Source organism: Streptomyces roseofulvus (assembly GCF_039534915.1).
Taxonomy (GTDB): Bacteria; Actinomycetota; Actinomycetes; order Streptomycetales; family Streptomycetaceae; genus Streptomyces; species Streptomyces roseofulvus.
In genome coordinates this window covers 2668599-2691956 of sequence record NZ_BAAAWE010000001.1, presented here as the reverse complement: position 1 = coordinate 2691956, position 23358 = coordinate 2668599, and the positions used below count along the sequence as shown (strand labels likewise).

Genomic DNA, 23358 nt, shown 5'->3' with positions numbered 1-23358 from the left:
CTCCTCCCGGCGGACCGTCAGTCGAACCGCTTGGGCGGCTCGGACCCGCCGGCGAAGTTCACCCGCGGCCGCTCGACCTGGCGGAGCAGCCGCTCCAGCGACCCCGCGTGCAGCCGCGGATGCCGCGACCGGAGGGCGGACAGCGGGACGTCGCTGAGATCGACCAGCTCCGATCCCAGGTACGCCGGTGCCGCGTGCTCCGCTTCCGGGCGTTCGTGTGCCGTGTGGTGGTACGTCGGGCCGTCGTGGCCCGTGTGCTCGTGTGCCGTGCGCTCCGGCCCCGTGTAGGCGTCGGACGTGTGCATCGACATCCCCCTTGCCCTGCCCTGAACCCCGTTGGCCTTTCATGATGGCGCAGCCCGTGGGGTTCCGGAAGGGCGTGATCAGCCGGGTGCGCCCCCTGGTGCGGGCCCCAGCCAGCACTCCGCCCACTCCGCGAGCAGGAGCTGCTCCCGCGAGCCCGGTTCGAGCAGGGTGAGGGCGTCGACCAGGGCGCGGAGGCCGCCGGGATGGCGTCGGCAGGTCCGGACGATGCTGATGATGTCGGGCCGGGCGGCCCCGTGCCGGGGGATGGACCCGGCCAGGTCGCCGGGGAGCATCCCGAGGACGAGCTGCCGCTGGTTCTGGTCGGTGACGCCGGGCCAGTCGGCGAGCAGGCCGATCAGCGCGGCCAGGGCCGCGTCCGGCACCGGCTCCTCCACGGCCCGCCGCGGGGCGGGCACGGTCGGCGCGGGCGCGGGGGAGCCGTCGAAGCGGTGCTCGTCGCCCGCCCAGGAGCGGTGCCAGAGCGAGGTCGGCCGCTGGCCGCCGCCGGTGAACTCCCGCAGCACGGTGTCCGCGAGCGCCGCCATGTCCGGCGGCCAGGCGCCCGTGCCGTCCGCAGCGGCCAGCGCCGCGAGCACGGCGCGGGAGAACGCCCCGGTCTGCCGCACCGGATCGTTGGCCGCCCGCTGCCCCCGCCCGGAGGCCAGCAGCACGAACTGCTCCCGGCCCGGCAACCGGTCGCCGCCCGGCGGGAGTTCCTGGGGCAGCGAGCGCGCGAGCATCAGGTCCTCGACGAAGGTCTGGCAGGAGTCCACCAGCCAGATCTGCCGCCGGAAGCCGGGCACGAGGTCGGTGGAGAAGGCGGTCAGCCACGCGTCCAGGTCGAGGTTGCGCCGGTCGTCCGGGCCGGCGTCGGCGTAGAAGAGCCGCCGGTGCCCCTGCGGGTCGGTGACCCCGTGCCCGCCCCAGAACACCCACAGCAGGTCGCCCTCCAGCCCCGGCAGCCGCCGGGTGAGCACCTCCTGCACGGCCTCCCGCCCGGCGGCCCCCTCCGGTACGTCGACCTCCGGCCCGCCCGCCCCCGGCAGCGGCGCCAGCAGCAGCGCGATGTGCGACGCGGGCACCCCGCGCCCGCGCAGCCAGGCGGTGAAGCGGCGGGCGTCGGCGGCGGGCCCCGGCAGGTCCCAGGACGGGCCGGCCGCGTACCGCTCCGCGCCGACGACGACCGCGTACGTCCGCTCCGGGCGGGCCCCGGTCACGGCAGCTCCGCCGCGAGGAGCCGGTACAGCTCCGGATTGCCCCAGTAGGCGCTGTGCGCGAGCGGGAACGGCTGCCGGCCGTCCACGGCGACGTCCTCGACCCGGCCGGGGAAGACCCCGGCGCCGATGTAGCCGAGCAGGTCCCGGGGGTCGTACACGTTGATCCAGCGCGGTACGTGGGCGGGCAGCGGCCGGCCGTGCTCCAGGCTCGGCAGCGCCCCCAGCTCGTACAGGAACGGTGCCTGCGAGCCGACCGTCACCAGCAGGGCGACCTCCGGCAGCGCCCGTTCGACCAGCAGGTCCAGGCAGGCGATGCCGCCGAGGCTGTGCGCGAGGAGCACCACCGGCGGTTCGGCGGCCCGCACCGCCTCCGCCACGATCTCGCGGATCGCGCCGCCCCGGGCCAGATAGAGCAGGACGTCCCCGGCCGCCGGATGCGCGGCGTCGGTGAGGGCGGACCGCCGCTTCACCGCCTGCGCGGAGGCCAGGCCGAGCGCCAGCCGCCCGGCGAGCCGCTTCACCCCCCGGGTCACCGGCCCCCGGTGGGTCCCGGCCCCGTCCGTGAGGGCGGCGGCGAGCAGGGCGGCGATCCGCTCGACGGCCTCGTCGCGGGCGGTCCCGTCGAAGGCCGCGGCCGATCCGCTCCGCTCGGCCCGGCGGCGTACCGCCTCGGCGGCGAACGCCCGGGCCAGGACGTCCGGTCCGTCGGCGGCGGCGGGGGAGCGCAGGAAGCCCCGGCCGTCCGGCGAGGTGACGACGGAGGCCACCGCGGCGGCGAACTCCCCGCCGATCCCCGCGGAGTCGAGCAGTCCCCGCAGCCGCTCGTCCGCGCCGAGCGCCAGGGCGGCCGCGGAGAGCGCCTCGCCCGGCGGCACGGCGCCCGGGGGCAGCTCCCGGCGGCCGCCGGACTCCGCGGCGAGCAGCCGCAGTTCGAGCAGCGGATCGAGATAGAGCAGCCCCCACAGCTCGACGTCCTCGTCGCCGCCGTCCGTCCCCCGGGCACCCCGGTCCGCCACGTCGCGCCCGGTCCCGTACCCCGGCACCGACAGGCCCCCGGAGCGCAGCGCGGAGCCCGCCCGTCCGCCCCAGTAACAGGGAGTGACGGTGACGTCGGGCCGTGACGGCCGCAGCCCGGCCCGCACCCGCTCCAGCCCCTCGGAGTACCCGGGCTCGCGCACCCCCGTCCCGTGTACGAAGAGCACCGTCGTCACTGCTGACCCCCGTCCGCGGTGGCATACCCCAAATGGCTCTCACGATAAGGCACTTGCCGCTCCGACGGCTACACTGTGTAGGGGGCCGGGCGCAAGGTCGCGCATGCCTCGGAAGGGGTGTGCCGGTGAGCACGGACTCTGTCGTCACGCATGTCGTCGCCGCTCTCGCCGTGGTGATCGCCGCGTCGCACGCCGCCGGCGCGCTGGCCCGGAGACTCGGCCAACCCCCCGTCATCGGACAGCTGTTCGCGGGCATCGCGCTCGGTCCGAGTCTGCTCGGCCTGCTGCCCGGCGGGGTGTACGAGAAGCTGTTCCCGGAGCAGATCCAGCCCGTCCTCACCTCGCTGGCCCAAGTCGCCCTGGTCTTCTTCCTCTTCGCCGTCGGATACGAGCTCGACCTCGGGCTGCTCCGCCACCAGAAGGCCGTCACCGCCGTCTCGGTGACCGGATTCGTCCTCCCCATGCTGCTCGGCGCGGGCATCGTCCTGGCCCTCCCGGACGCCTTCGCCGAGGTCAACGACGGCCGCCCGGTCGACGCCACCTTCGTGCTCTACATGGCGGTCGCGCTCTCCATCACGGCCGTGCCCGTCCTCGCCAGCATCATCAAGGACCAGGGGATCGCCCGGACCGGACCCGGCACGATCGCCATGGCCGCGGCGGGCATCATCGACGCCCTGAGCTGGCCGGTGCTCGCGGTCGTCCTGGTCGGCGGCGCGCACGGCTCGGCGCGCGAGTGGGCGCTCAAGGCCGTCCTGCTCGCCGGCTACGTGCTGGTCATGCTCTTCGCCGTACGGCCCCTGCTGGCCCGGTGGTTCCGGCGGACGGGCGGCACGGCGGCCCGCGTCCCGCTCGCGGTCACCCTCGCCCTCGCCTCCGCGGGGGCGACCAGCGCCCTCGGCCTGCACGTCATCTTCGGCGCGCTGCTCGCCGGGCTGGTGATGCCCCGGCTGCCCGACGGCTCCCCGGACGCCCGGATCCTCGGCCCGCTCCAGGACATCGGCGGGCTGTTGCTGCCGATGTTCTTCGCGATCTCCGGGACGGCCGTCGTGCTCGGCCGACTGCGCGCCTCCGACCTGCTCGTCCTCGCGGTGATATGCGCCGCGGCGGTGGCGGGCAAGGTGGGGGCAGGGACGGTCTCGGCCCGGGGCGCCCGCCGGTCGTGGCGGGACGCGCTGCTGATCGGCGTCCTGCTCAACACCCGCGGCCTGACCGAGCTGATCGTGCTCAACGTCGGCCTCCAGGCCGGCGTGATCGGCCCCCGGCTCTACGCGCTGCTCGTCGTGATGGCGCTCCTCACCACGGCCGCCACCGGGCCGCTGATCCGGGTGCTGCACCGCCCGGACGGGACGCCGCCCCGGCCGCCGGTCGAGCGGAGGGTGCCGGAAGGGCGGTCGGGGGCGGGCGCCGCCTCGCCGGTCGCCGCCGACGCGGAGGCCGCCCCCAGCCCCTGACGGGCGCACGGCGGAGCCGGCCGGTCCCCCGGGACCGGCCGGCTCGCGCGTACCCGCCCCGCCTAGAAGGGGACGGGCGCGATGTCGACGTCGGCCCGCCGACCGGCGGCGGAGGCCGCGGTCGCCGGGTGGTCCTCGCCGAGCCGGCGGCGGAAGCCGGCCAGGGTGTCGGTGTGCAGGGCGGTGGCCTCGGTGGCGCGGTCCAGCGCCCGCAGGTCCAGGACCACGTTGGTCGCGCAGGCCAGCGCGGTCGGGTGGTCCTCGCCGAAGTCGCGGACCAGCGCCTCCAGCGTCCGCCGGTCCAGCTCCAGGGCCTCCTCGTGCCGCCCGTCGGCGGCGTACTGGCTGGCGGCGCCGATCGCGGCCGTCAGGGTGAGCACGTGGTCGTCGCCCAGCGACTCGCGCAGCCCCGGCCACGCCACCTCGATGTGGGTCCGGGCGGCGTCCAGGTCGCCCAGGTGGCGCAGGGTGATCGCCAGGTTGACCCGGGCCGAGAGGGTGTACGGGTGGCCGGCGCCGAGCTGCGCCGCGTACCGCGCCAGCGTCGCCTCGCCCAGCTCCCGGGAGCGGCGCAGCTGCCCGTCCTGGCGCAGGTCCACCACCAGGTTGGCGGCGCAGGCCACCGCGTCCGGGTGGTCGGGGCCGTACCGGCCCTCGAACGTCGACCAGGCCGTCTCGCAGAGCGCCAGCGCCCCCGCGTGGTCGCCGGCGCGGCGCCGGGAGACGGAGAGGACGCGGGCGCAGCCGAGGGTGCGGTGGTTGTCCTCGCCGAAGGTGGTGAGGTAGCGGCCGTAGACGTCCTCCAGGTGGGCGACGGCCTCCAGGTAGTCACCGGTCTCGCGGATGTCGATGGCCAGGCCGACGAGGGTGTTCAGGGTCTCGACGTGGTCGTCGCCGAGGGCGAGCGCGCGCAGCCGGGCGGTCTCCGTGTCGTACTCCCGCGCCTCCCGGTAGAGGCCCATGAGCCGCAGGCCGACGCCGAGGCTGTGGGCGGCGCGGAGGGTGGCCGGGTCGTCCTCGCCGAAGGCCCGCAGCGCGCGGTCGTACACCTGCCGGTTGATCTCCAGGCCCTTGGCCATCTCGGCCCGCAGCCGCAGCCCGCTGGTGTGCTGGATCAGGGCGTCGAGGGTGCCCTCGTCGTCCTCGCCCGCGGTCCGCAGGTAGACCTCGGCGGTGTGCTCCATCATCGCCGCCGCCTCCTCGTACTGGCCGAGCACCCGGAGGATGAAGGCCAGCCACTTCGCCATCTCCAGCGTGAGCTGGTCCTCGGCGCCGAACTTCTCCGTCCAGATCTCCAGCGCCTCGCGGGCCATCCGGGCGGAGCCCGCGTGGTCGCCCCAGGCGTACAGGAACTCGGCCATCTCGCGGATGAGGCGGCGCGCCCACGGGGACTCGCACTCGACGGTCCGGGAGACCACCACGTGCGGCAGCAGCTCCTGGTAGCGCGGCCAGAGCGCGCGGGTGCTGGGGCTGCCGGGGTTGGCGTCGGCGAGCAGCAGGTGGGCGCCGTGCCGCATGTCGGCCTGCTGCTGCGGGGACATGCGGTTGACCAGCACGGCCTGGACCAGGCGGTGGAGCTGGATGGTGTCGTGCCGGTGCTCGATCCGGGCCAGGGCGTAGATGTTGATCTCGCGGATGGCGCGGCCGAGTTTGATCGGGTGCCGCAGGGCCTCGTCGAGTTCGGGGGCGATGGTGGTGGAGCGCGCGTTGTTGAAGAGCGAGCGGGAGATCGGCTCGGGGGCGAAGAACGAGCAGACCTGGAGGAGTTGGAGCGCGGCCGGGTTGCGCTGCTCCAGCTGGCGCAGCGAGACGTCCCAGGCGGCGGCGACCGACATGGGGTAGTCGGGGGAGGGGACGAGTTCGAGCATCAGCTCGGCGATCTTCTCGTTGATCAGCCGCAGGTAGTCGGGGACGGTCATGCCGGTGACGGCCTGCCAGGCCGCCGCCTGCTCGATGGCGAGCGGCAGGTCGCCGAGCGCCTCGGCCAGCCGGTCGGCGTCGGAGTCGCTGAGGTCGCGGGCGCGGCGGCGGAGCAGCGCCTTGCTCTCCTCGCGGGTGAAGACGTCGACGGAGAGGGTGCGGGCGACCCGGTCCCACTCCTGGTTCCGGGAGGTGATGAGGATCTTCCCGGTGCCGCCGGTGGGGAAGTAGGGGCGGACGGCCTCCACGTTCTCCGCGTTGTCGAAGACCAGCAGCCAGCGGTCGTACGGTTCGCCGCGGCGCAGCGCCTCGCGGACGGCGGGGACGGCCCGGTTGGCCTCGTCGCTCACGTTCAGGCCCATCCGCTGGGCGAGTTCGGTGAGGGCGGTGAGGATCATCGTCGGCTGCTCGGCGGGGATCCACCAGACGATGTCGTAGTCGGCGGCGTACCGGTAGACGTACTCGATGGCGATCTGCGACTTCCCGACGCCGCCCATGCCGTGCAGGGTGTGCGGGAGTACGGCCGAGGTGTCGCCGGTCAGCAGCTGGTCCCGGATCTGCGCGAGCAGGTCCTCCCGGCCCACGAAGTTGGGGTTGTTCGGGGGGACGTTGCCCCAGATGGCGGGTACGGAGGGACGCGGCCGGGCGGGGACCGGGACCGACCCGGTGGCGGAGCCGGGAATCGGGGTGCCGGAGGCCGGGGTCGGCGCGGTGGAGGGGTGCGGGACCGGGGTGCGCCGGGCGGTCCCCTCCTCGCGCGCGGGCTGACGGATGGTGGTGTCCTCGGTCATGGAAGAGCCGTCCGTGTCGGGATGTACGGGGGTATCGCGGATATCGTGGACCAAACGCACGGTGCCGGGCATGAGCGACTCTCCCGGCGAACCGCCCGACAGGGCGGTGCTGATCCGGTGCGCGCGGCGCAGGTAGGGCCCGGACAGGGCGCGGAGGATCGCCAGTTCGACGCGGACGAACGGCAGGCTCTCCTCCGTCAGCGGCGGATCGGGTACGTCCTCCGGGGCGAGGAGGGCGCCGTGCAGCCGGCGGGCCGCCTCGGAGCGGTCGCCGAAGAAGTCCGAGACCGAGTGCGCGACGCGTGCGGTGTCCGCCCGCAGGGCGCCGGCCAGCAGGGCCTCGCGGGCTCCGTCGACGAACTCCAGGGGGGTGCCGGGCGCCCCGGCCGAGGGGGCGTCGGCCGGGGGCTGTTCGACCAGTCCGCTGAGGAACAGCTCGGCCACGTGCACCGGTTGGGCCTCCGGGACGAGCCGGTGCCGGACGTCCCTGACCAGCCGGGGGTCGAGGACGGCGGCGGCCAGATGGGTGGCGAGGCGGAAGGCGGTGGGGGTGGCGTGGCTGCGGAAGCGGCGGAGGCGTTCCTGCACGGTCGGGGCCGGGGGGTCGTCGGGCGGTCCGGGATCCTCCGGCGGCTCCGGGGCGGGCGCGCCGAGCAGCAGGGCGGAGGCGTCCGTCCAGTCGCCGGCCTCGCCGGCCACCAGGGCGGCCCAGCGGCCGAGCCAGTCGGCGTCGAGTTCCAGGACGGGGACGGGCGCGGTCCAGGTGGGGGGCGGCGGGTCGAAGGGGTCGTACTCCTCCGGCGGGAAGGAGACGGCGAGTTCGGTGTTGGGGGCGCCGGAGCGGGGACTGCCGAGCCGCACCCGCCGGGGGGTGAGGGCGGTGCGGTGCCAGTCCCGCTGGGAGAGGAGGTGGACCACGGCGGTCGGCCCGGCCGACGCCCACAGCTCCAGCGCCCCGGTGCCGGCGCCGGCGCGCCAGAGCGGTCCGAGGGCGTCGGTGAGGACGAGGACGATGCGGCGGCCGGTCCGGTCGAGGAGTTCGGCGGGCGTGCCGGCCGGGCCGTGTCCGGCGACCGGGCCGTGGAGCACGGCCTCGTCGCCGTGAGGGGTCGCGCGGACTCCCATCCGGCGGAGCCGGACGTCCCGGAAGGCGCCCAGCTGTTCGAGCACGGCGGTGAACTCGGCGATCGTCTGGTCCCAGATCGCCATGGTGGCGTGGTCGTCGACGACGAGGACCAGGTCGAAGCGGCGTTCGTCCGCGGCTCGGGTGTAGGGCAGCCAGAGGCCGTCCTCCGCGGCGTGCTCGGCGGTGGCCTCCTCGTCGAGTTCGACGTCGAACGGGGAGGGGACGACCTGCTTGAGGGGCCGCAGCCGGCGGGCGATGCCGGGGGCGTCGCGCAGGTCCGGCAGCGGTTCGGCCCGCACGGGCGTCCGGTGGAGCTCCCGGGCCAGCGCGAACTCCCGGGCGAACAGGCCCGGTGGTCCGGCCGGGTGGGCCGCGCCGGGCGGCGCGCCGTCGGCAGTGCCGTCGGGCCGGGGACCGCCCGCCGCGGGCTCGCCGGGGGTTCCGGGTGTGCGGGGGAGGTCGAGGGGCGGGGCGGGCGGGTCCTGGCCGAGCACGGGGAGCCCGGGCAGGTTCACCGGTCTGGGGCGCGGCGGATCGGAGGACGGGAGGCGGGCCGCGAGCGTCTGGTACGCGTGCAGCCACAGCGCCTCCGCGACCTCGAACGGCTCGGGGAGCGGGCGGGCGTCGTCGGCGTCGTCGTCCATCAGGGTGCCCCCGACAGCCGCCGCCAGAGCGCGTCGAGCAGCTCGCCCCAGGTCTCGTCGTCGTCCCGGACGCCCGCCGACCGCAGGTAGACGGCGTTCAGCAGCTGGTCGGCGGCGAGCCCGCCGTTCTCCCGGCTGCGCTCCATGAAGGTCTGGATCATGGCGTCGTGCCGGCCGCCCTGGTCCCGGAAGTGGGCGGCGATCATGGCGGCGAGCTGGTCCTCGCGCGGCGGGGAGACGTCGAGGCGGACGCAGCGGCGCAGGAAGGCGGCGGGGAACTGCCGCTCGCCGTTGCTGGTGATGACGACGAACGGGAAGGCGCGGCAGCGCACGAGCCCGTCGGTGACGGGCGCCGTGCCGTCGGGGTCGTCGGTGAACACCCGGGCCGTGCCCTCCTGGTGACGGGCGCGGACCAGCTCGGGGATGTCGTAGGAGCCGTTCTCCAGGACGTGCAGGAGGTCGTTGGGCAGGTCGATGTCGCTCTTGTCGAGCTCGTCGATGAGCAGGACGCGGGGCAGTTCGTACGGCAGCAGCGCGGTGCCCAGCGGGCCGAGCCGGACGAAGTCGCCGATGCGGGGGCCGGCGACGGCGTCGGGGGCCGCCGCCGTCGGGTCGGCCGGCTGGGCGGGGACGGGCACGGCGGCGGCCCGGGCGCGGGCGCCGAGGGACGCCTGGGCGCGGCCGATGGCGTCGTACTCGTACAGGCCGGAGCGCAGGGTGCTGCGGGAGGTGATGCCCCAGTGCAGCACGCGGCCGAGGCCCAGCTCGCGGGCGACGAGGTAGGCGAGGGTGGACTTGCCGATGCCGGGGCGGCCGGTGACGAGCAGCGGCCGGCGGAGCAGCAGGGCGGTGTTGATCAGGTCGATGTCGTGCGCGTCCTGCCGGGGGGTGGCGCGGCCGACGGCGCCGAGGCGGCGGTCGGTCTCGGCGCTCTCGGCCGGGACGGGCGGCAGGACGGGGCCGCCGTCGAAGTTCCGCCAGCCGGGCGGCGGCGGCAGGACGTCGCCGAGGCGGATGTCGGTCAGCGGCCGGCCGGTGCCCCGGTAGATCCACCAGCTGCGGCTGCTGACGTGCCCTCCGTTCCGGCTGTTGTCGACCGGGTGACGGACACCGCTCATGTTTCCCCCTCGTCGTCGTGTCCGCCGCGTGCGCTCTCGGCGGCCGGCCCCGGCGATCCGGGCCAGTCGACGAGCCGGTTCGGGTCGTCGAAGAGGACGGCGAGGTGCCGCCCCACGTGGACGTCCCGCTGGCCGGCGGCGGCGGTGGCGGCCTCGCTCCGCAACTTCTTGACCCGTTGCGGGAGTTCGATCGCCTTTCCCTTCAGGAGGCGCTTGGCGCGCCTGCGGAACTCGGGGGGCGGCTCGGGCCGCCGGTCCCAGACCGCCAGCGGTACCCCGGCGCGCAGCGCGGTCTCCAGGGAGGAGGGCCGGCCGGCCGGGCCCCGCAGCGGGGGCGCGCCGAGCGCGACGGAGACGAGCCGCTCGTCGGCGATGAGCGTGCTGCTCCACCGGACGGCGTCGTGGCCGCGCCGGCCGGCCGTGTCCCAGTGGCAGACGGTGTCCGGGCTGTCGAGCATCTGCTGCCAGCGGTTGTGCCACTTGCGGTGGTGCTCCCTGGCCCGCATCCGCTCCAGACTGCGCAGGACCACCGGGTAGGTGAGGCAGAGGGCGGTGGTGAGGTCCGATCCGGACGTCAGCCACTCCATCGGATGGTTGAGCAGGTGGAAGGGGAGGACGAACTCCAGGACGGGGCGGCCGGGGCGGCCGGCCCACTCCTTCTCCGCCCGGTCGACCAGCTCGCCCACGGCGGCCGGGACCTCGGCCAGGGTCACGAGCCGGTCCTCGCCGCGCTCGGGCCGCCAGGGGCCGGGGCGGATCTGGCGCCAGTGGGAGAGCAGATACCGGTCCGGGTCCATTCCGCTTCTGCACAACTGGACAACGAGACAGGCGGGTGCGGGTTGTGCGGCGGCCTCGCGGGCGAGCTCCGCGCGGAGGGCGGCCAGTCGCGGGGCGAGGTGGAGCGCGGCGGCCCGGTCGTCGTTCCAGGCGCGCAGTTCGTCCGCGGCGCTCCGGTGGGTGTCGGAGCCGCCGAGCGCGGTGATCACGTGCTCGATCAGGACGTTCACCGGGAGGAGTCCGTCGGGCCGGGCGTTGGCCCGGGCGAGGAGGTCGAACGCCTCGCCGAGTCCGGTCACCGGGGCCGGGGGAAGGGGGAGTTCGCCGGCGGCGGCGTGCAGCAGTCCGTGCGCGTCGAGGTGCCGGAGCGAGGCCAGCCGCGCGCGGACGGCGCGTAACTCGGCCTCGGGCAGCACCGGGAGGACGTCCGGGCCGGGGGAGGGGGCGGGGACGGAGTCGGCGAGCTCCCGGATCCTGAGGACGGGGGTGGCGCCGGGGGCGTAGAGGGTGAGGGCGTCGGCGAGTTCGCGCAGGCCGTGCGGTTCGCGCAGACAGCTGCGGACGATCTCCAGGATGTCCAGCCGGGTGCGCCCGTGCCGCGGGACGTCGCCCACCTCGGGCAGCCGTTCCGCGAGCATGCTGATCAGGAGGTCGCGGCTGCCCGGGACGTCGAGCCCCGGCACCGCGCACAGCTGATCGACCAGCTCACGCCGGAACTCGGGTGCGTGAGCGCCATGGCCCTCGTCGAACAAAAGCCCCCCCGTCACGGCTCCTGTGGTCCCGACTCCCGAGCGGGAACCGGCAGTTCGGGCGCCGCCGCCCTGTCGTCCAGGGTATGGCGCGGGCCGGAGCCGTCGCCACCCCGTGGGCCGATCCTTCCCCCCCGGAGACGGGCGGGCGCCCGGGCGTGATCGGCGGACGGGGCGGACCGGGCGGGGTGGAGACGGCGGACGGGGCGGCGATCGGCGGAGGGGCTGCGCGGAGGACTACTCGACGACGAGGTCCACGGTGATGTTGCCGCGGGTGGCCTTGGAGTAGGGGCAGAAGGCGTGGGTCTTCTCCAGCAGGGCCAGACCGGCCTCGCCCTGGAGGTGGTCGGGGAACTCGGCGCGCATGACGACCGCGAGGTCGAAGCCGCCGTCGGCGGCGTCCTTGCCGATGGAGACCTCGGCGGTGACGGACGCCTCGGAGATGTCGATCTTCTCCTGGCGGGCGACGACGCCCATGGCGCTGGCGAAGCAGGCCGCGTAACCGGCGGCGAAGAGCTGCTCGGGGTTGGTGCCCTCGCCGTTGCCGCCGAGGGCCTTGGGGTGGGCGAGGGGGAGGTCGATCCGGCCGTCGGAGCTGACGGCGCGGCCCTCGCGCCCGTTGGCGGTGGCGACGGCGGTGTAGAGGGCGTCCATGGGGGTCTCCAGTCTCGGAAGAGGGGTCCTCGGGAGGCGAGGGGCGGTGGCGTGCCGCCCCTCTATTGATAGCGCACCATTGAGTTGTGCACAACTGAATCGGGGGCTCGCGTACCCTGGAGGCATGGAGACGCCCGACACACTCCCCGACGAAGAGTTCCTCCGGCTCGACCGGCAGATCTGCTTCTCGCTCCACGCCGCCGCCCGCGCCTTCAACGGCGTCTACCGCGAGGCGCTCAAGGAGCTCGGGCTCACCTACCCCCAGTACCTCGTCATGCTCGTCCTCTGGGAGCACGGCGAGCTGCCCGTGAAGGGCATCGGGGAGCGGCTGCGGCTCGACTCCGGCACCCTGTCGCCGCTGCTCAAGCGGCTGGAGGCGGCCGGATACGTGGAGCGCCGCCGCAGCCCGGAGGACGAGCGGTCCGTCACCGTCCGGGTCACCGCGACCGGCACCGCCCTCCGCGAGCAGGCGCTCGGCGTGCCCCGCCGGATCGCCGCCGCCACCGGACTCGACCTCGCGGACATCGGCGAGCTGCGCGAACGGCTCGGCGTCCTCGCCGCCCGCCTCGACGCCGCCGACCCCGCCGCGCTCCGCCCCGCCTGCGGCTGAGCCGGCGGTCAGGCGGCCGCCCACCCGGCCACAATGTAAGGGCCGAGTATGAAAAGCATTCCTATACTCGCCCCATGTCCGAGATCACCGTCCGCCGCGCCACGGCCGCCGACTCCGCACGTCTGACCCAGCTGGTCCGCCGCTCCGCCGCCTACCGGGGCGCGTACGCCGTCATGGTCGACGGCTACCAGGTCGGCGGCGCCTACATCGAGCACCACCCGGTCTACGCCGCCGTCGACGCCGACGACCGCGTCCTCGGCTTCTACGCCCTCCTCCTCGACGAGGCCGAACTCGACCTGGCCTTCGTCGCCGACTCCGCCCAGGGCCTCGGCATCGGACGCCTGCTGATGGCCCACATGACCGCCGAGGCCCGCGCCGCCGGGCTCGACGCCGTCCGGGTCGTCGCCCACCCGCCGGCCGAGGAGTTCTACCTCCGCACCGGCGCCCGCCGCACCGGCACCGTCGCCGCCGCCGGACGCGTCCACTGGGACCGCCCCGAGCTCAGCTACGACCTCGCCGCGGCCGCCGCGTGACCGCCGTCGAGCCGCCGCGGGAGGAGGAGAAGCGGCGCATCTTCGCCGACCTCACCCCGCTGCGCACCTCCGCCGACTACCGCCGCCTCTGGTTCGGCAGCAGCGTCTCCTGGGTCGGCCAGGGCATGACCACCCTCGCGATCTCGCTCCAGGTGTACGAGATCACCGGCTCGGCGTTCTCCGTCGGCCTCGTCGGCCTCTTCTCCCTCGTGCCGCTCGTCGTCTTCGGCCTGTACGGCGGCGCGATCGCCGACACCGTCGACCGGCGCACCCTCGGCCTCGTCGGCGCGGCCGGCGCCGCCGCGCTCTCCGCCGCGCTGGCCGCCGCCGCCTTCGCCGGCTTCCACCGCGTCTGGTTCCTCTACGCGATCGTCGCCCTCCAGGCGGTCTGCGGCGCCCTCAACTCGCCCGCCCGCAGCGCGATGATCCCCCGCCTCCTCCCGCCCGAGCAGCTGCGCGCCGCCAACGCGCTGAACTCGATGGTCATGACCTTCGGCACGCTGGTCGGCCCCAGCCTCGGCGGCGTGATCGTGGGCTTCGCCGGCTACCAGACCGCGTACACCATCGACGCCCTCGCCTTCTTCGCGAGCCTCTACGCGATGTGGCGGCTGCCCTCCATGCCGCCGGAGCGCACGGGGGCGGTGGGGGTCGCTCAGGGGAGGGCCTCCGTCCTCGACGGGCTCCGGTTCCTCGGCACCCGCCCCAATCTGCGCGCCACCTTCGTCTCGGACCTGTTCGCGATGATCCTCGCCCAGCCGAAGGCGCTCTTCCCGGCCGTCGCCGTCCTCTGGTTCGACGGCGACGCCAAGACCACCGGGCTCCTCGTCGCCGCGCCCGCCTTCGGCGCGCTGATGGGCGGGGTGGTCTCGGGCTGGCAGAGCCGGATCCGCCGGCACGGGCAGGCCATCCTGATCTCCGTCGCGGCCTGGGGCCTCGCCATCGCCGCCTTCGGCCTCAGCCGGAACCTCTGGATCGGCCTGCTCTGCCTCGCCGCCGCCGGCTACGCCGACACCTCGTCGATGATCTTCCGGAACACGATGATGCAGGTCGCCGCACCGGACGAGATGCGCGGCCGGCTCCAGGGCGTCTTCATCGTGGTCGTCGCGGGCGGCCCCCGGCTCGGCGACTTCGTGTCCGGCTCGGTCGCCGACCTCACCTCGCCGCTCGTCGCCATCACCGGCGGCGGGCTCCTCTGCGTCCTCGCCGTCGGCGTCTTCGCCGTCTTCGCCCGCGGCTTCCGGCGCTACGACGCCGAGAACCCGACCCCGTGACGCGCCGCCAGGTCCTGTCGTCAAACTCCCGCCGTTGCCCGCACGGCGTCGCGGGGCAGGCGGGAGTTCGACGACAGGGCCTACCCCCGCGGCAGCCGCTTCTTCAGCACCTTGCCCAGGTCGTTGCGGGGGAGGGCGTCGAGCAGCCGGACCGTCCTGGGCCGCTTGTGCGGGGCGAGCAGCCGGGCCACGTGGTCCGCCAGCTCCGCGTCCGCCGGCGGCCGGGCCGGGTCGGCCGGCACCACCCAGGCCACGATCCGCTCGCCCAGATCCGGGTCGGGCTCCCCGGTGACGGCGGCCTCCCGCACCTCCGGGTGGTCGAGCAGCGCGTTCTCGATCTCGCCCGCGCCGATCTTGTAGCCGCCGCTCTTGATCAGGTCGGTGGCCTTGCGGCCCACCAGCCGGATCGTCCCGTCGGACTCCCGGACGGCCATGTCGCCGGTGCGGAACCAGTCGCCGTCGTACGCCGCCGCGGTCGCGTCCGGGCGGTTCAGATAGCCGGAGAAGAGGTTCGGGCCGCGCACCTGCACCTCGCCGACGGTCTCCCCGTCGGACCCGGCGAGCACCGTGCCGTCCTCCTCCACCAGCCGCACCGCCACGCCCGGCAGCGGCAGCCCCACCGTCCCGGGCCGCGGCGGGCCGCCCGGCAGCACGCTGGTGTTCATCAGCGTCTCGCTCATGCCGTACCGCTCCACCACCGTCCGGCCCGTCGCCGCCGCGATCCGCTCGTGGTCGTGGACCGGCAGCGCCGCCGACCCCGACACCAGCAGCCGCGCTCCGGACAGGGCCTCGACCAGCGCCGGGTCGTCGGGCAGGGCGTCGGCGAGCCGGTGGTACATGGTGGGGACGCCGAACAGCATCGTGCCGCCGCCGGCCAGTTCGCGGGCGACGCCCTCGGCCGAGAAGGCGCCCAGGTGCCGGACCTCGCCGCCGCGCCGCAGCGGCCCCAGGATCCCGAGGACGAGACCGTGGACGTGGAACAGCGGCAGCCCGTGCACCAGGACGTCGTCCGCCGTCCAGGACCACGCCTCCGCGAGCGCGTCGAGCGAGGCGGCGACCGCCCGGCGGGAGAGCAGCACGCCCTTCGGGGGGCCGGTGGTGCCGGAGGTGTAGACGACCAGGGCGGTCGCCTCGGGATCGACGTCCCGCGACAGCGGCGGTCCGGCCGGCCCGTCGAGCGGCACGTCGACGCGGGGGAGGCCGCCGAGCGCGGCCGGCAGCTCGTCGTCCGGTCCCGCCAGCACCAGGTCCGGCGCGCTGTCGCCGAGGATGTGCGCCAGCTCCCGCTCCCCGGAGCGCGGGTTCAGCGGGACGGCGGCGACGCCCGCGAGCAGCGCCGTCACCGTGGCCACCGCCGTCCGCGCGGTCGGCACGGCCCACACGGCGACCCGCCGGGCCCCGGCGAGCCGGGCGGCGAGCGCACCGGCGGCCCGGGCCAGCTCCTCGTACGAGAGCGCGTCCGGGCCGCAGCGCAGGGCGGGCCGGGCGGTCGGCGCGGCGAGGGCCGGGAACAGCGGCGGGACGGACGGGCGGGAGAGCGGCGCGTTCACCGGTCGTACTCCTCGGGTCGGGGGCGAGGGGTGCTGCCGGGAGCATTCTGCCGGGGCGTCAGCGGCCGCCGGCGGTCACCTTCGCCGCTCCGGCGTCCGCCGCCTCGCCGTCCGGCCGCAGCCCGCGCATCCGCCCGTACGCGTACACACAGCCGGCGAGCGCCAGGTCGGACAGGAGCATGAAGCCGATCGAGTACGAGTCCTTGGCGCTGTAGATCGCGCCCATGACCAGCGGCGGGACGAAGCCGCCGAGGCCGCCCATCGCGCCGACGATGCCGGTCACCGAGCCCACCTTGGCCTGCGGGGTGACCTGCGAGACCAGCGCGAAGACCGAGCCGCTCGCGGTGCCCAGACCGGCCGCCATCACCAGCAGGGCGATCGTGCCGCCCGGGTTCAGCTTCGGGTCGAACGCCTGGACGATCGCGAAGAGGGCGACGACGCCGAGCGCCCACGCGGTGACGACCGCCGGGTGCACGCGGTCCGAGAGCCAGCCGCCGATCGGCCGGAAGACCACCGTGACCAGCGCGAACCCGGCCGCCTTGGTGCCCGCGTCGGTCGGGTCCAGCTCGTACCAGGTCTTCAGGTACGTCGGCAGGTACACGCCGAAGGCCACGATGCCGCCGAAACCGATCGCGTACAGCGCCGACAGCTCCCACGTCACCCGCAGCCGGCCGGCCGAGCCCAGCCGGCTCGCCAGCGAGGCCGTCGGCACGGGCCGGTCGGGCCGGTCCGTGATGAGGACGGCGGCGAGCACCGCGTAGACGGCGAGCGCGATCGCCACCACGACGAACGGCAGGTTCTCGCCGTGCTTCGCGATCCGCGGCGTGAAGTAGCCGGAGAGCGCCACACCGCCCATGCCCATGCCGAAGACGCCGAGCGCCAGACCCCGCTTCTCCGGCGGGAACCAGGAGTTGACCAGCGGGATGCCGATCGCGAAGGTCGTGCCGCCGAGCCCCAGGAGGAAACCGACCACGATCATCAGGCCGTACGAGTCCTTCACCACGATCAGCAGCAGCACCGGGATGATCGTCAGCGCGGAGACCAGGGGGAACATCAGCTTCGCGCCGTACTTGTCGGTCAGCGCGCCGGCCGGGATGCGGCCCAGCGAGCCGACGAGCACCGGCACGGCGACGAGGAAGGACTGCTGGAACGAGCTGAGGCCCAGGCGCTCGCCGTACCAGCTGCCGAGGGGGGCGATCAGGTCCCACGCCCAGAAGGTGAGCGTGAAGCCGATGGTGGCCATCACCAGGTTGCGGTAGGCCGCAGCGGTCGGGGGCTTGGCGTCGGAGTTCACCCCCTCAGTCAAGATCCGGTGCCGCGGCCCGGCGCGCCGGACTGCTCCGTCCGGGGCACCGCTACGGGAAGGTCACCGTCGTCGGCGGGGTGCCGTCGTCCTCGACGCGCAGCCAGGCGCCCTCCTCGCCGACGCCCACGTCCACCTGGATCCGACCGACCCCCGGCCGCCGGTGCGCCGCCGCGAGCGCCCCGCGCAGCGCGGCCAGCAGCTTGCCCGCCTCCGGCTCGTCCACCAGCGTGTCCACCGCGCCGGTGAACCGCACCGACGGCTGGAAGCCCAGCAGCACCCCCGCCCCGCCGGTCTCGCGCAGCACCCGCCCCCGGAAGGTCGTCGGGGCCTCCGCCGGCGGCTGCTGGAGGGCGAAGATCGTCGTCCGCACCTCCTGGATCGTCGAGTCCAGCTCGTCCACCGCCCTCCCGAGCAGCTCGTCCTCCTCGGACCCCTCGCCGGCGCGGCGGCGGGTCGACTCCAGCATCATCTCGGTGGCGAACAGCCGCTGGACGACGAGGTCGTGCAGGTCACGGGCGATCCGGTCGCGGTCCTCGAAGACCGCGAGCCGCTCCCGGTCGTGCTGCGCGTCCGCCAGGACCAGCGCCAGCGCCGCCTGCGAGGCGAACTGCGAGGCGAGCAGCCGGTCCACCGCCGAGTACGGCTCGTCGCCCCGGCGCCGGGGGAGGGCCAGGGTGCCGATCAGCTTCCCGCCGCTGCGCAGCGGCAGCATCATCGACGGCCCGAACCGCGACCGGACCGGCGTCGTCATGCGCGGGTCGGTCGACGAGTCCTCGACGAACACCGGCTCCCCGCCCAGGAGCTGCACGAGCACCGCGGAGCCGGGCCGGATCGTGGTGCCGACCAGATCGCCGGGGTCCTCCGAGGTGGAGGCCGTGACGATCTCCATCCCGCCCTCGGGGGTGGGCTGGAGGATCACCCCGGCGGCCGCCCCGGCGAGGATCCGGGCCTGCTCGGCGACGGTCATCAGGGCGTCCTCGGCGGACTCGCCGGTGAGCAGCGCCGTCGTAACGGCCGCCGCGCCCTCGATCCACCGCTCGCGCTGCCGGGCCGTCTCGTAGAGCCGGGCGTTGCCGATCGCGATGCCTGCCTGGGCGGCGAGGACCCGCAGCAGGGCCAGGTCCTCCTCGGTGAAGCCGCCCGGCTTCCCGGAGAGGTGGAGATGGCCGAAGACCTGGTCGTACACCCGGATCGGCACGCCGAGCTCCCCGGACGGCCCGCCGGGGAGCCGTCCCGCGCGGGCCCGCTCCTCGTCGGTCATCCCGGTGGTGAACAGCCCGGTGAGCCGGGGGCGCTCGGGGTCCACGACCCGCAGCGCCCCCTGGTGGGCCCCGACCAGCTCCGTCGCCGAGTCCACCAGGTGCTGGAGGGTGGCGCGGAGTTCGAGGTCCGTGCCGACGCCGAGGACGGCTTCGAGCAGCATGGGCAGGCGGGCCTGCTCCCGCTCCACGTCCTCGTCCATGATCACCATGGTCTCATCGGCATACGAATCGGGCGATGTCGGGATTGGTCACTCCGTCAGATCGTCCGCGAAGGCGCGGTCCCGGTCCCGGCCACGGTCCCGGCCGTCGTCGTCGGCCAGGCCGCGGTGGTCGCCCAGCGGGTCGAGGACCATCGGCTGGACCTTGCCCTCCAGCATCGCGCCGAGACCCAGCACGGCGCACACGTCCGGCCGTTCGGCGATGTGCACCGGCATGCCGGTGGCGTCCCGCAGCATCTGGTCCAGACCCGGCAGCAGCGCGCTGCCGCCGACCATCATGATCCCGCGGTCGGCGAGGTCGGCCACCAGGTCCGGCGGGCAGTCCCGCAGCACCTTCCCGATGCCGTCGAGCACCGCCGTCAGCGGGGTGTGGATCGCCTCCCGCACGGCCGCCGTGTCGACGGTCACCGAGCGGGCCAGCCCGGTGGCCACGTCCCGGCCGTGGATCTCGGTGGACGCCGGGCCGTGCGGCGTCAGGCCGTTGCCGCTCAGCGCGAGCTGGAGCGGGCGCACCGACTGGCTCGGCAGCATCAGCTCGTGGTGGTGGCGCAGGTGCTGGATGATCGCGTGGTCGATGGCGTCACCGCCGACCGGGATCCGCTCGGCCGTCACGATCGCGCCGAGCGAGAGCACCGCCACCTGGGTCGTCGCCGCCCCGCACACCATGATCATGGTCGCGGTGGGCTGCTCCACCGGCAGACCGCAGCCGACGGCCGCCGCGATCAGCGTGTCGACCAGCTCGACCCGGCGCGCCCCGAGCCCCACCAGGGTCTCCACGGCCGCCCGCTGGGCGAGCGGGTCGCTGTCGTGCGGGGTGCAGGCGGCGGCGCGCAGCCGGGGCTTGCGGCGGAGCTGGCGGCGCAGCTTCTCGCCGAGGAGGTGACGGAGCATCCGCTGCGCCATCTCGATGTCGACGACCGTGCCGCCGGAGACCGGGCGCACGACCCGGATGTAGTCCGGGGTGCGGCCGGTCATCTTCTCGGCGAGCGCGCCGACCGCGATCAGCGCTCCGGTACGGGTGTTGACGGCGGCGACGCTCGGCTCGTCGACGACGAGCCCGGCCCCCTTGACGAAGACCCGGGTGCGGGCGGCGCCCAGGTCGACGGCGACATGGCAACGGCGCAGCTGATCGAGGCTGACGGTCACGGCGGATCCTCCGGGGTGCGGTGCTGACACGGGCGAGGTGTCGCGGGCGGTGTCCTGTTCGCATCGTGCGACCGCAGGGCCCGCCGCGCGCGCTGGGCTGCGCCGCCCGGGGCCGGGGGCGGGGCGGCGGTACGGCGGCCGGGCCGGCGGGGGGAGGGGTTCCGGAGCGGCGTGGGGGAAGGGGTGGCGAACCGGGAGAATCGCGGCGCCACGGGCTTCACCTGCGGTTTCCTCACAGGATCCTCACACCCTCGACTCCCCGGGGTCGGGCCGCTCGTCCTAGCGTGCGAGCCCCATGGACTACTGCCACGCGTGCCGGCGGTATCTCAACGGGGCCCTCGCCTGTGCCGGGTGCGGGACCTCTGTCGAGCGGCTGCGGTACGACACCCCCCACGCCCTGCCTCACTCCGCGCCTCACGAGGGCGTCGAGGCGCCCGAGCCGTATCCGACCGGTCGGCCGTACGCACCCGAGCCGTACCCGCGGCAGCCTCATGTCGCCCCGGCGTACGAGGCCGAGCCGTACGGGCACGCCGTCGTTCCGGAGTACGCGCCGGAGTACGCGCCGGAGCCCGGGCCGGACACCGGGCCGGAGGTCGGGCCGGAAGCAGGCGCGGAAGCCGGCGCGGGCGTCGGCGCGCCGCTCGCGCCCGAGCACGTCTACGAGCTGGACGTGGTGGTGCCGCCGAGGAGCGAGGGGCGCGCGGCGGGCCGGTCCGGGGCGCGGCGCCGGAAGCGGGGGAGGTTCGGCCGGGGCCGGACGGTCGCGGTGAGCACGCTGGGGCTGGTGCTCGCGGCGGGGTCGCTGGGCCTGGCGAAGGCGGCGCTGGAGGAGCCGGACGACACGGGGCCCGCGCTGTCCGTGGAGGAGCTGGAGGTCACCGAGACCCCGCCGGCGCCCGCGCTGCCGACCCGTGATCCGGGCGAGCGCGCGGACGGGGACGGCGAGGGCGGCGACCGGGCGGCCGAGAGCACCGCGGGCCCGGCCACGCCGACCGGGCGCCCGCGCCGGATCAGCACGGGCTCCGGCGGCGGGTCCGGCACGGGCGTCACGCCCGCGCCGGGCTCCGGCGAGGGATCCGGTACGGGAGTGGGTGCGGGCTCCGGTACGGGTACGGGCGGCGCGACCGCGGGTCCGGCCGCCACCTCCGCCGCGCCCTCCTCCCCGGCGCCGTCCGCGCCGGAGGTCACCCCGGAGCCGCAGGGCGACGGGTCGGGTGCGACGCCGAGCGCCTCGGGCTCGCCCACCGCCCCCGCCTCGGGCGACGCGACCCCCTCCCCGTCCGCGAGCGCCACGACGCCGCCCGCGACGACCCCGGCCCCGGAACCCTCCGAGACCTGCACCCCGTTCCTGTGGTGGTGCGTCTAGGGAGTCGCGGAAGCCGTCAGGCCGGGTCCTCGCCGAGCATCCGGCGCAGCAGGTCCCGCAGCAGGGTGCGCTCCACGACGGTCAGCTCGCCGAGCGGCTCGCGCGCGAAGTGCAGGGACTCGCGCAGCCGGCGGGCGGTGTCCCGGCCCTCGTCCGTGGGGGCGGCCAGCTTGACCCGGCGGTCGGCCGGGTCGGGGCGCCGCTCGACCAGGCCCCGGGACTCCAGGCGGTCGATGATCCCCGTGACGTTGGACGGCTCGCACTTGAGCTTCTCGGCGATCTTCCGCATCGGTGTGGGCTCCAGGGTGAGCAGCCCGAGGACGCGGGCCTGCGCGCCGGTGAGGGAGTGGGCGGCGGCCGCCTCCTCGTACTCCTGGTGGTAGCGCGCCACGACCGTGCCGATCAGCTCGACGACTTCGAGGGTCACGGGGTCGGTGTGTGAGGTGGGCATGGGCCCCATCCTACTCCGATGCTTGACAACATGAAATATCAAGGCGCATGGTTGTTTCATCAGGTGAAGCTTTTTTCTGGAGGTCCCCCCCATGACCGCTCTGCCCGCCACCAGCCGTGAATGGCACCTCGTCGCCCGCCCGCACGGCTGGCCCGTCCCCGCCGACTTCGCCCTGCGCGAGGTCCCGGTCGAGGCCCCCGCCGAGGGCCGGATCCTGGTCCGGAACCTCCACTTCTCGGTCGACCCGTACATGCGCGGCCGGATGAACGACGTGAAGTCCTACATCCCGCCGTTCAAGCTGGACCACCCGATGGACGGCGGCGCGGTGGGCGTGGTCGTGGCGTCGAACGCGGCGGGCTTCGCCGAGGGCGACCACGTCCTGCACGGCCTCGGCTGGCGTGAGTACGCCGGCGTCCCGGCCGAGCACGCCACCAAGGTGGACCCGGAGCTCGCCCCGCTCTCCACGTACCTCGGCGTGCTCGGCATGACCGGCCTGACCGCCTACGCGGGCCTCTTCGAGACCGCCTCCTTCAAGGCGGGCGACGCCGTCTTCGTCTCCGGCGCGGCCGGCGCGGTCGGCAGCCAGGTCGGCCAGCTCGCCAAGCTCAACGGCGCCTCCCGGGTCATCGGCTCGGCCGGCTCCGACGAGAAGGTGAAGTGGCTGGTCGAGGAGCTCGGCTTCGACGCCGCCTTCAACTACAAGAGCGGGCGCTCCGTCCGGGACCAGCTGCGCGAGGCCGCCCCGGACGGCATCGACGTCTACTTCGACAACGTGGGCGGCGAGCACCTGGAGGCCGCGATCTCCTCGCTCAACGTGCACGGCCGCGCCGCCATCTGCGGCATGATCGCGCAGTACAACGACACGGAGCCGGTCCCCGGCCCGCGCAACATGGCGATGATCATCGGCAAGCGGCTCCGCCTCCAGGGCGTCCTGGTCGGCGACCACTACGGCCTCCAGCAGCAGTTCGTCGAGGAGGTCGGCGGCCGGCTGCGCGCCGGCGAGCTGAAGTACCGCGAGACCTTCGCCACCGGGATCGAGAACGGCGTGGACGCCTTCCTCGGCATGCTCCGCGGCGACAACACCGGAAAGATGATCGTCTCGCTGGACCGGTAGTCTGCCCTCAGCCGCCGCGATCGTGGGCGCGAGTCGCGGCGGGGAGAAGAAAGCGGAACCAGCATGTCCATCCAGCACTCCGACGTTCTCTACACCGCCGTCGCCACCGCGGAGAACGGCCGTGACGGCCGTGTCGCCACCGACGACGGCAAGCTCGACGTCGTCGTCAACCCGCCCAAGGCCATGGGCGGCTCCGGCGAGGGCACCAACCCCGAGCAGCTCTTCGCGGCCGGCTACAGCGCCTGCTTCCAGGGCGCCCTCGGCGTCGTCGCGCGGAACGAGAACGCGGACATCTCCGGCTCGACGGTCACCGCCGAGGTCGGCATCGGCAAGAACGACGACGGCTTCGGCCTCATCGTCAAGATCTCGGCCTCCCTTCCGAACGTGGACGCCGAGACCGCCAAGAGCCTGATCGAGAAGGCCCACCAGGTCTGCCCGTACTCCAAGGCGACCCGCGGCAACATCACGGTCGAGCTCGCCGTCTGATCCGGATCCCGATCCGGCCGGACACACCGCACGTAGCGGGCCGCACCCCGACCGACCGGGGTGCGGCCCGCACGCGTGACC

General features: G+C 75.0%; 19 protein-coding genes. 7 read left to right on the top strand and 12 right to left on the bottom strand.

The window, feature by feature from the left end:
- Window positions 1-17 precede the first annotated feature (17 nt).
- From ABFY03_RS12440 to ABFY03_RS12430, 3 genes are all read right to left on the bottom strand, one after another.
- Window positions 18-305, bottom strand: a complete 288-nt coding sequence (locus tag ABFY03_RS12440; protein WP_346169915.1) for a hypothetical protein — start codon at window positions 303-305, stop codon at window positions 18-20.
- 78 nt (window positions 306-383) lie between these two features.
- Window positions 384-1523: an effector-associated domain 2-containing protein gene (locus ABFY03_RS12435; protein ID WP_346169914.1), complete on the bottom strand. Its 1140-nt coding sequence runs from the start codon at window positions 1521-1523 to the stop codon at window positions 384-386.
- Entirely contained in the window at window positions 1520-2701 is a 1182-nt protein-coding gene (locus tag ABFY03_RS12430; RefSeq protein WP_346169913.1) for an RBBP9/YdeN family alpha/beta hydrolase, read from the bottom strand. The genes ABFY03_RS12435 and ABFY03_RS12430 overlap by 4 nt, the downstream gene beginning before the upstream one ends.
- 158 nt (window positions 2702-2859) lie before the next feature.
- Here ABFY03_RS12430 and ABFY03_RS12425 point away from each other — a divergent pair, with 158 nt between their 5' ends.
- The gene (locus ABFY03_RS12425) at window positions 2860-4185 is read left to right on the top strand and encodes a cation:proton antiporter (RefSeq protein ID WP_346169912.1); all 1326 of its coding nucleotides are present in this window, start codon (window positions 2860-2862) and stop codon (window positions 4183-4185) included.
- Window positions 4186-4247: 62 nt separating this feature from the next.
- Here the strand turns inward: ABFY03_RS12425 and fxsT are convergent, their stop codons facing one another.
- From fxsT to ABFY03_RS12405, 4 genes are all read right to left on the bottom strand, one after another.
- Window positions 4248-8666, bottom strand: coding sequence for an FxSxx-COOH system tetratricopeptide repeat protein (gene fxsT, locus ABFY03_RS12420; protein WP_346169911.1), 4419 nt, complete (start codon window positions 8664-8666; stop codon window positions 4248-4250).
- Entirely contained in the window at window positions 8666-9784 is a 1119-nt protein-coding gene (locus ABFY03_RS12415) for an AAA family ATPase (protein WP_319013975.1), read from the bottom strand. The genes fxsT and ABFY03_RS12415 overlap by 1 nt, the downstream gene beginning before the upstream one ends.
- On the bottom strand, window positions 9781-11328 hold the full coding sequence (locus ABFY03_RS12410) for a VMAP-C domain-containing protein (protein ID WP_346169910.1): 1548 nt from the start codon (window positions 11326-11328) through the stop codon (window positions 9781-9783). The genes ABFY03_RS12415 and ABFY03_RS12410 overlap by 4 nt, the downstream gene beginning before the upstream one ends.
- A gap of 219 nt (window positions 11329-11547) precedes the next feature.
- Entirely contained in the window at window positions 11548-11964 is a 417-nt protein-coding gene (locus ABFY03_RS12405) for an organic hydroperoxide resistance protein (protein ID WP_346169909.1), read from the bottom strand.
- A 124-nt stretch (window positions 11965-12088) separates the two neighbouring features.
- On the opposite strand from ABFY03_RS12405, the gene ABFY03_RS12400 reads away from it, so the two are divergent.
- The 3 genes from ABFY03_RS12400 (at window position 12089) to ABFY03_RS12390 (ending at window position 14378) form a co-directional block, all read left to right on the top strand.
- Entirely contained in the window at window positions 12089-12574 is a 486-nt protein-coding gene (locus ABFY03_RS12400) for a MarR family winged helix-turn-helix transcriptional regulator (RefSeq protein WP_319013978.1), read from the top strand.
- A 74-nt stretch (window positions 12575-12648) separates the two neighbouring features.
- Window positions 12649-13107 (top strand): GNAT family N-acetyltransferase, encoded by a 459-nt coding sequence (locus ABFY03_RS12395; protein WP_319013979.1) that lies wholly within the window; start codon window positions 12649-12651, stop codon window positions 13105-13107.
- On the top strand, window positions 13104-14378 hold the full coding sequence (locus tag ABFY03_RS12390; RefSeq protein WP_346169908.1) for an MFS transporter: 1275 nt from the start codon (window positions 13104-13106) through the stop codon (window positions 14376-14378). The genes ABFY03_RS12395 and ABFY03_RS12390 overlap by 4 nt, the downstream gene beginning before the upstream one ends.
- A gap of 80 nt (window positions 14379-14458) precedes the next feature.
- Here the strand turns inward: ABFY03_RS12390 and ABFY03_RS12385 are convergent, their stop codons facing one another.
- The 4 genes from ABFY03_RS12385 to mreB form a co-directional block, all read right to left on the bottom strand.
- The gene (locus ABFY03_RS12385; protein WP_346169907.1) at window positions 14459-15928 is read right to left on the bottom strand and encodes an acyl-CoA synthetase; all 1470 of its coding nucleotides are present in this window, start codon (window positions 15926-15928) and stop codon (window positions 14459-14461) included.
- 58 nt (window positions 15929-15986) lie between these two features.
- The gene (locus ABFY03_RS12380; RefSeq protein ID WP_346172243.1) at window positions 15987-17171 is read right to left on the bottom strand and encodes an MFS transporter; all 1185 of its coding nucleotides are present in this window, start codon (window positions 17169-17171) and stop codon (window positions 15987-15989) included.
- 112 nt (window positions 17172-17283) lie between these two features.
- Window positions 17284-18705: a sensor histidine kinase gene (locus ABFY03_RS12375; RefSeq protein WP_346169906.1), complete on the bottom strand. Its 1422-nt coding sequence runs from the start codon at window positions 18703-18705 to the stop codon at window positions 17284-17286.
- A 39-nt stretch (window positions 18706-18744) separates the two neighbouring features.
- Complete coding sequence (gene mreB, locus ABFY03_RS12370; RefSeq protein ID WP_319013983.1) at window positions 18745-19860, bottom strand: rod shape-determining protein; 1116 nt, start codon at window positions 19858-19860, stop codon at window positions 18745-18747.
- A gap of 295 nt (window positions 19861-20155) precedes the next feature.
- Here mreB and ABFY03_RS12365 point away from each other — a divergent pair, with 295 nt between their 5' ends.
- Entirely contained in the window at window positions 20156-21226 is a 1071-nt protein-coding gene (locus ABFY03_RS12365) for an SCO2400 family protein (protein WP_346169905.1), read from the top strand.
- Window positions 21227-21242: 16 nt separating this feature from the next.
- Here the strand turns inward: ABFY03_RS12365 and ABFY03_RS12360 are convergent, their stop codons facing one another.
- Window positions 21243-21677, bottom strand: a complete 435-nt coding sequence (locus ABFY03_RS12360; RefSeq protein WP_319013985.1) for a MarR family winged helix-turn-helix transcriptional regulator — start codon at window positions 21675-21677, stop codon at window positions 21243-21245.
- Between the two features lie 91 nt (window positions 21678-21768).
- Here ABFY03_RS12360 and ABFY03_RS12355 point away from each other — a divergent pair, with 91 nt between their 5' ends.
- Window positions 21769-22791 (top strand): NADP-dependent oxidoreductase, encoded by a 1023-nt coding sequence (locus ABFY03_RS12355; protein ID WP_319013986.1) that lies wholly within the window; start codon window positions 21769-21771, stop codon window positions 22789-22791.
- Window positions 22792-22854: 63 nt separating this feature from the next.
- Entirely contained in the window at window positions 22855-23277 is a 423-nt protein-coding gene (locus tag ABFY03_RS12350; protein WP_030495356.1) for an organic hydroperoxide resistance protein, read from the top strand.
- Window positions 23278-23358 lie beyond the last annotated feature (81 nt).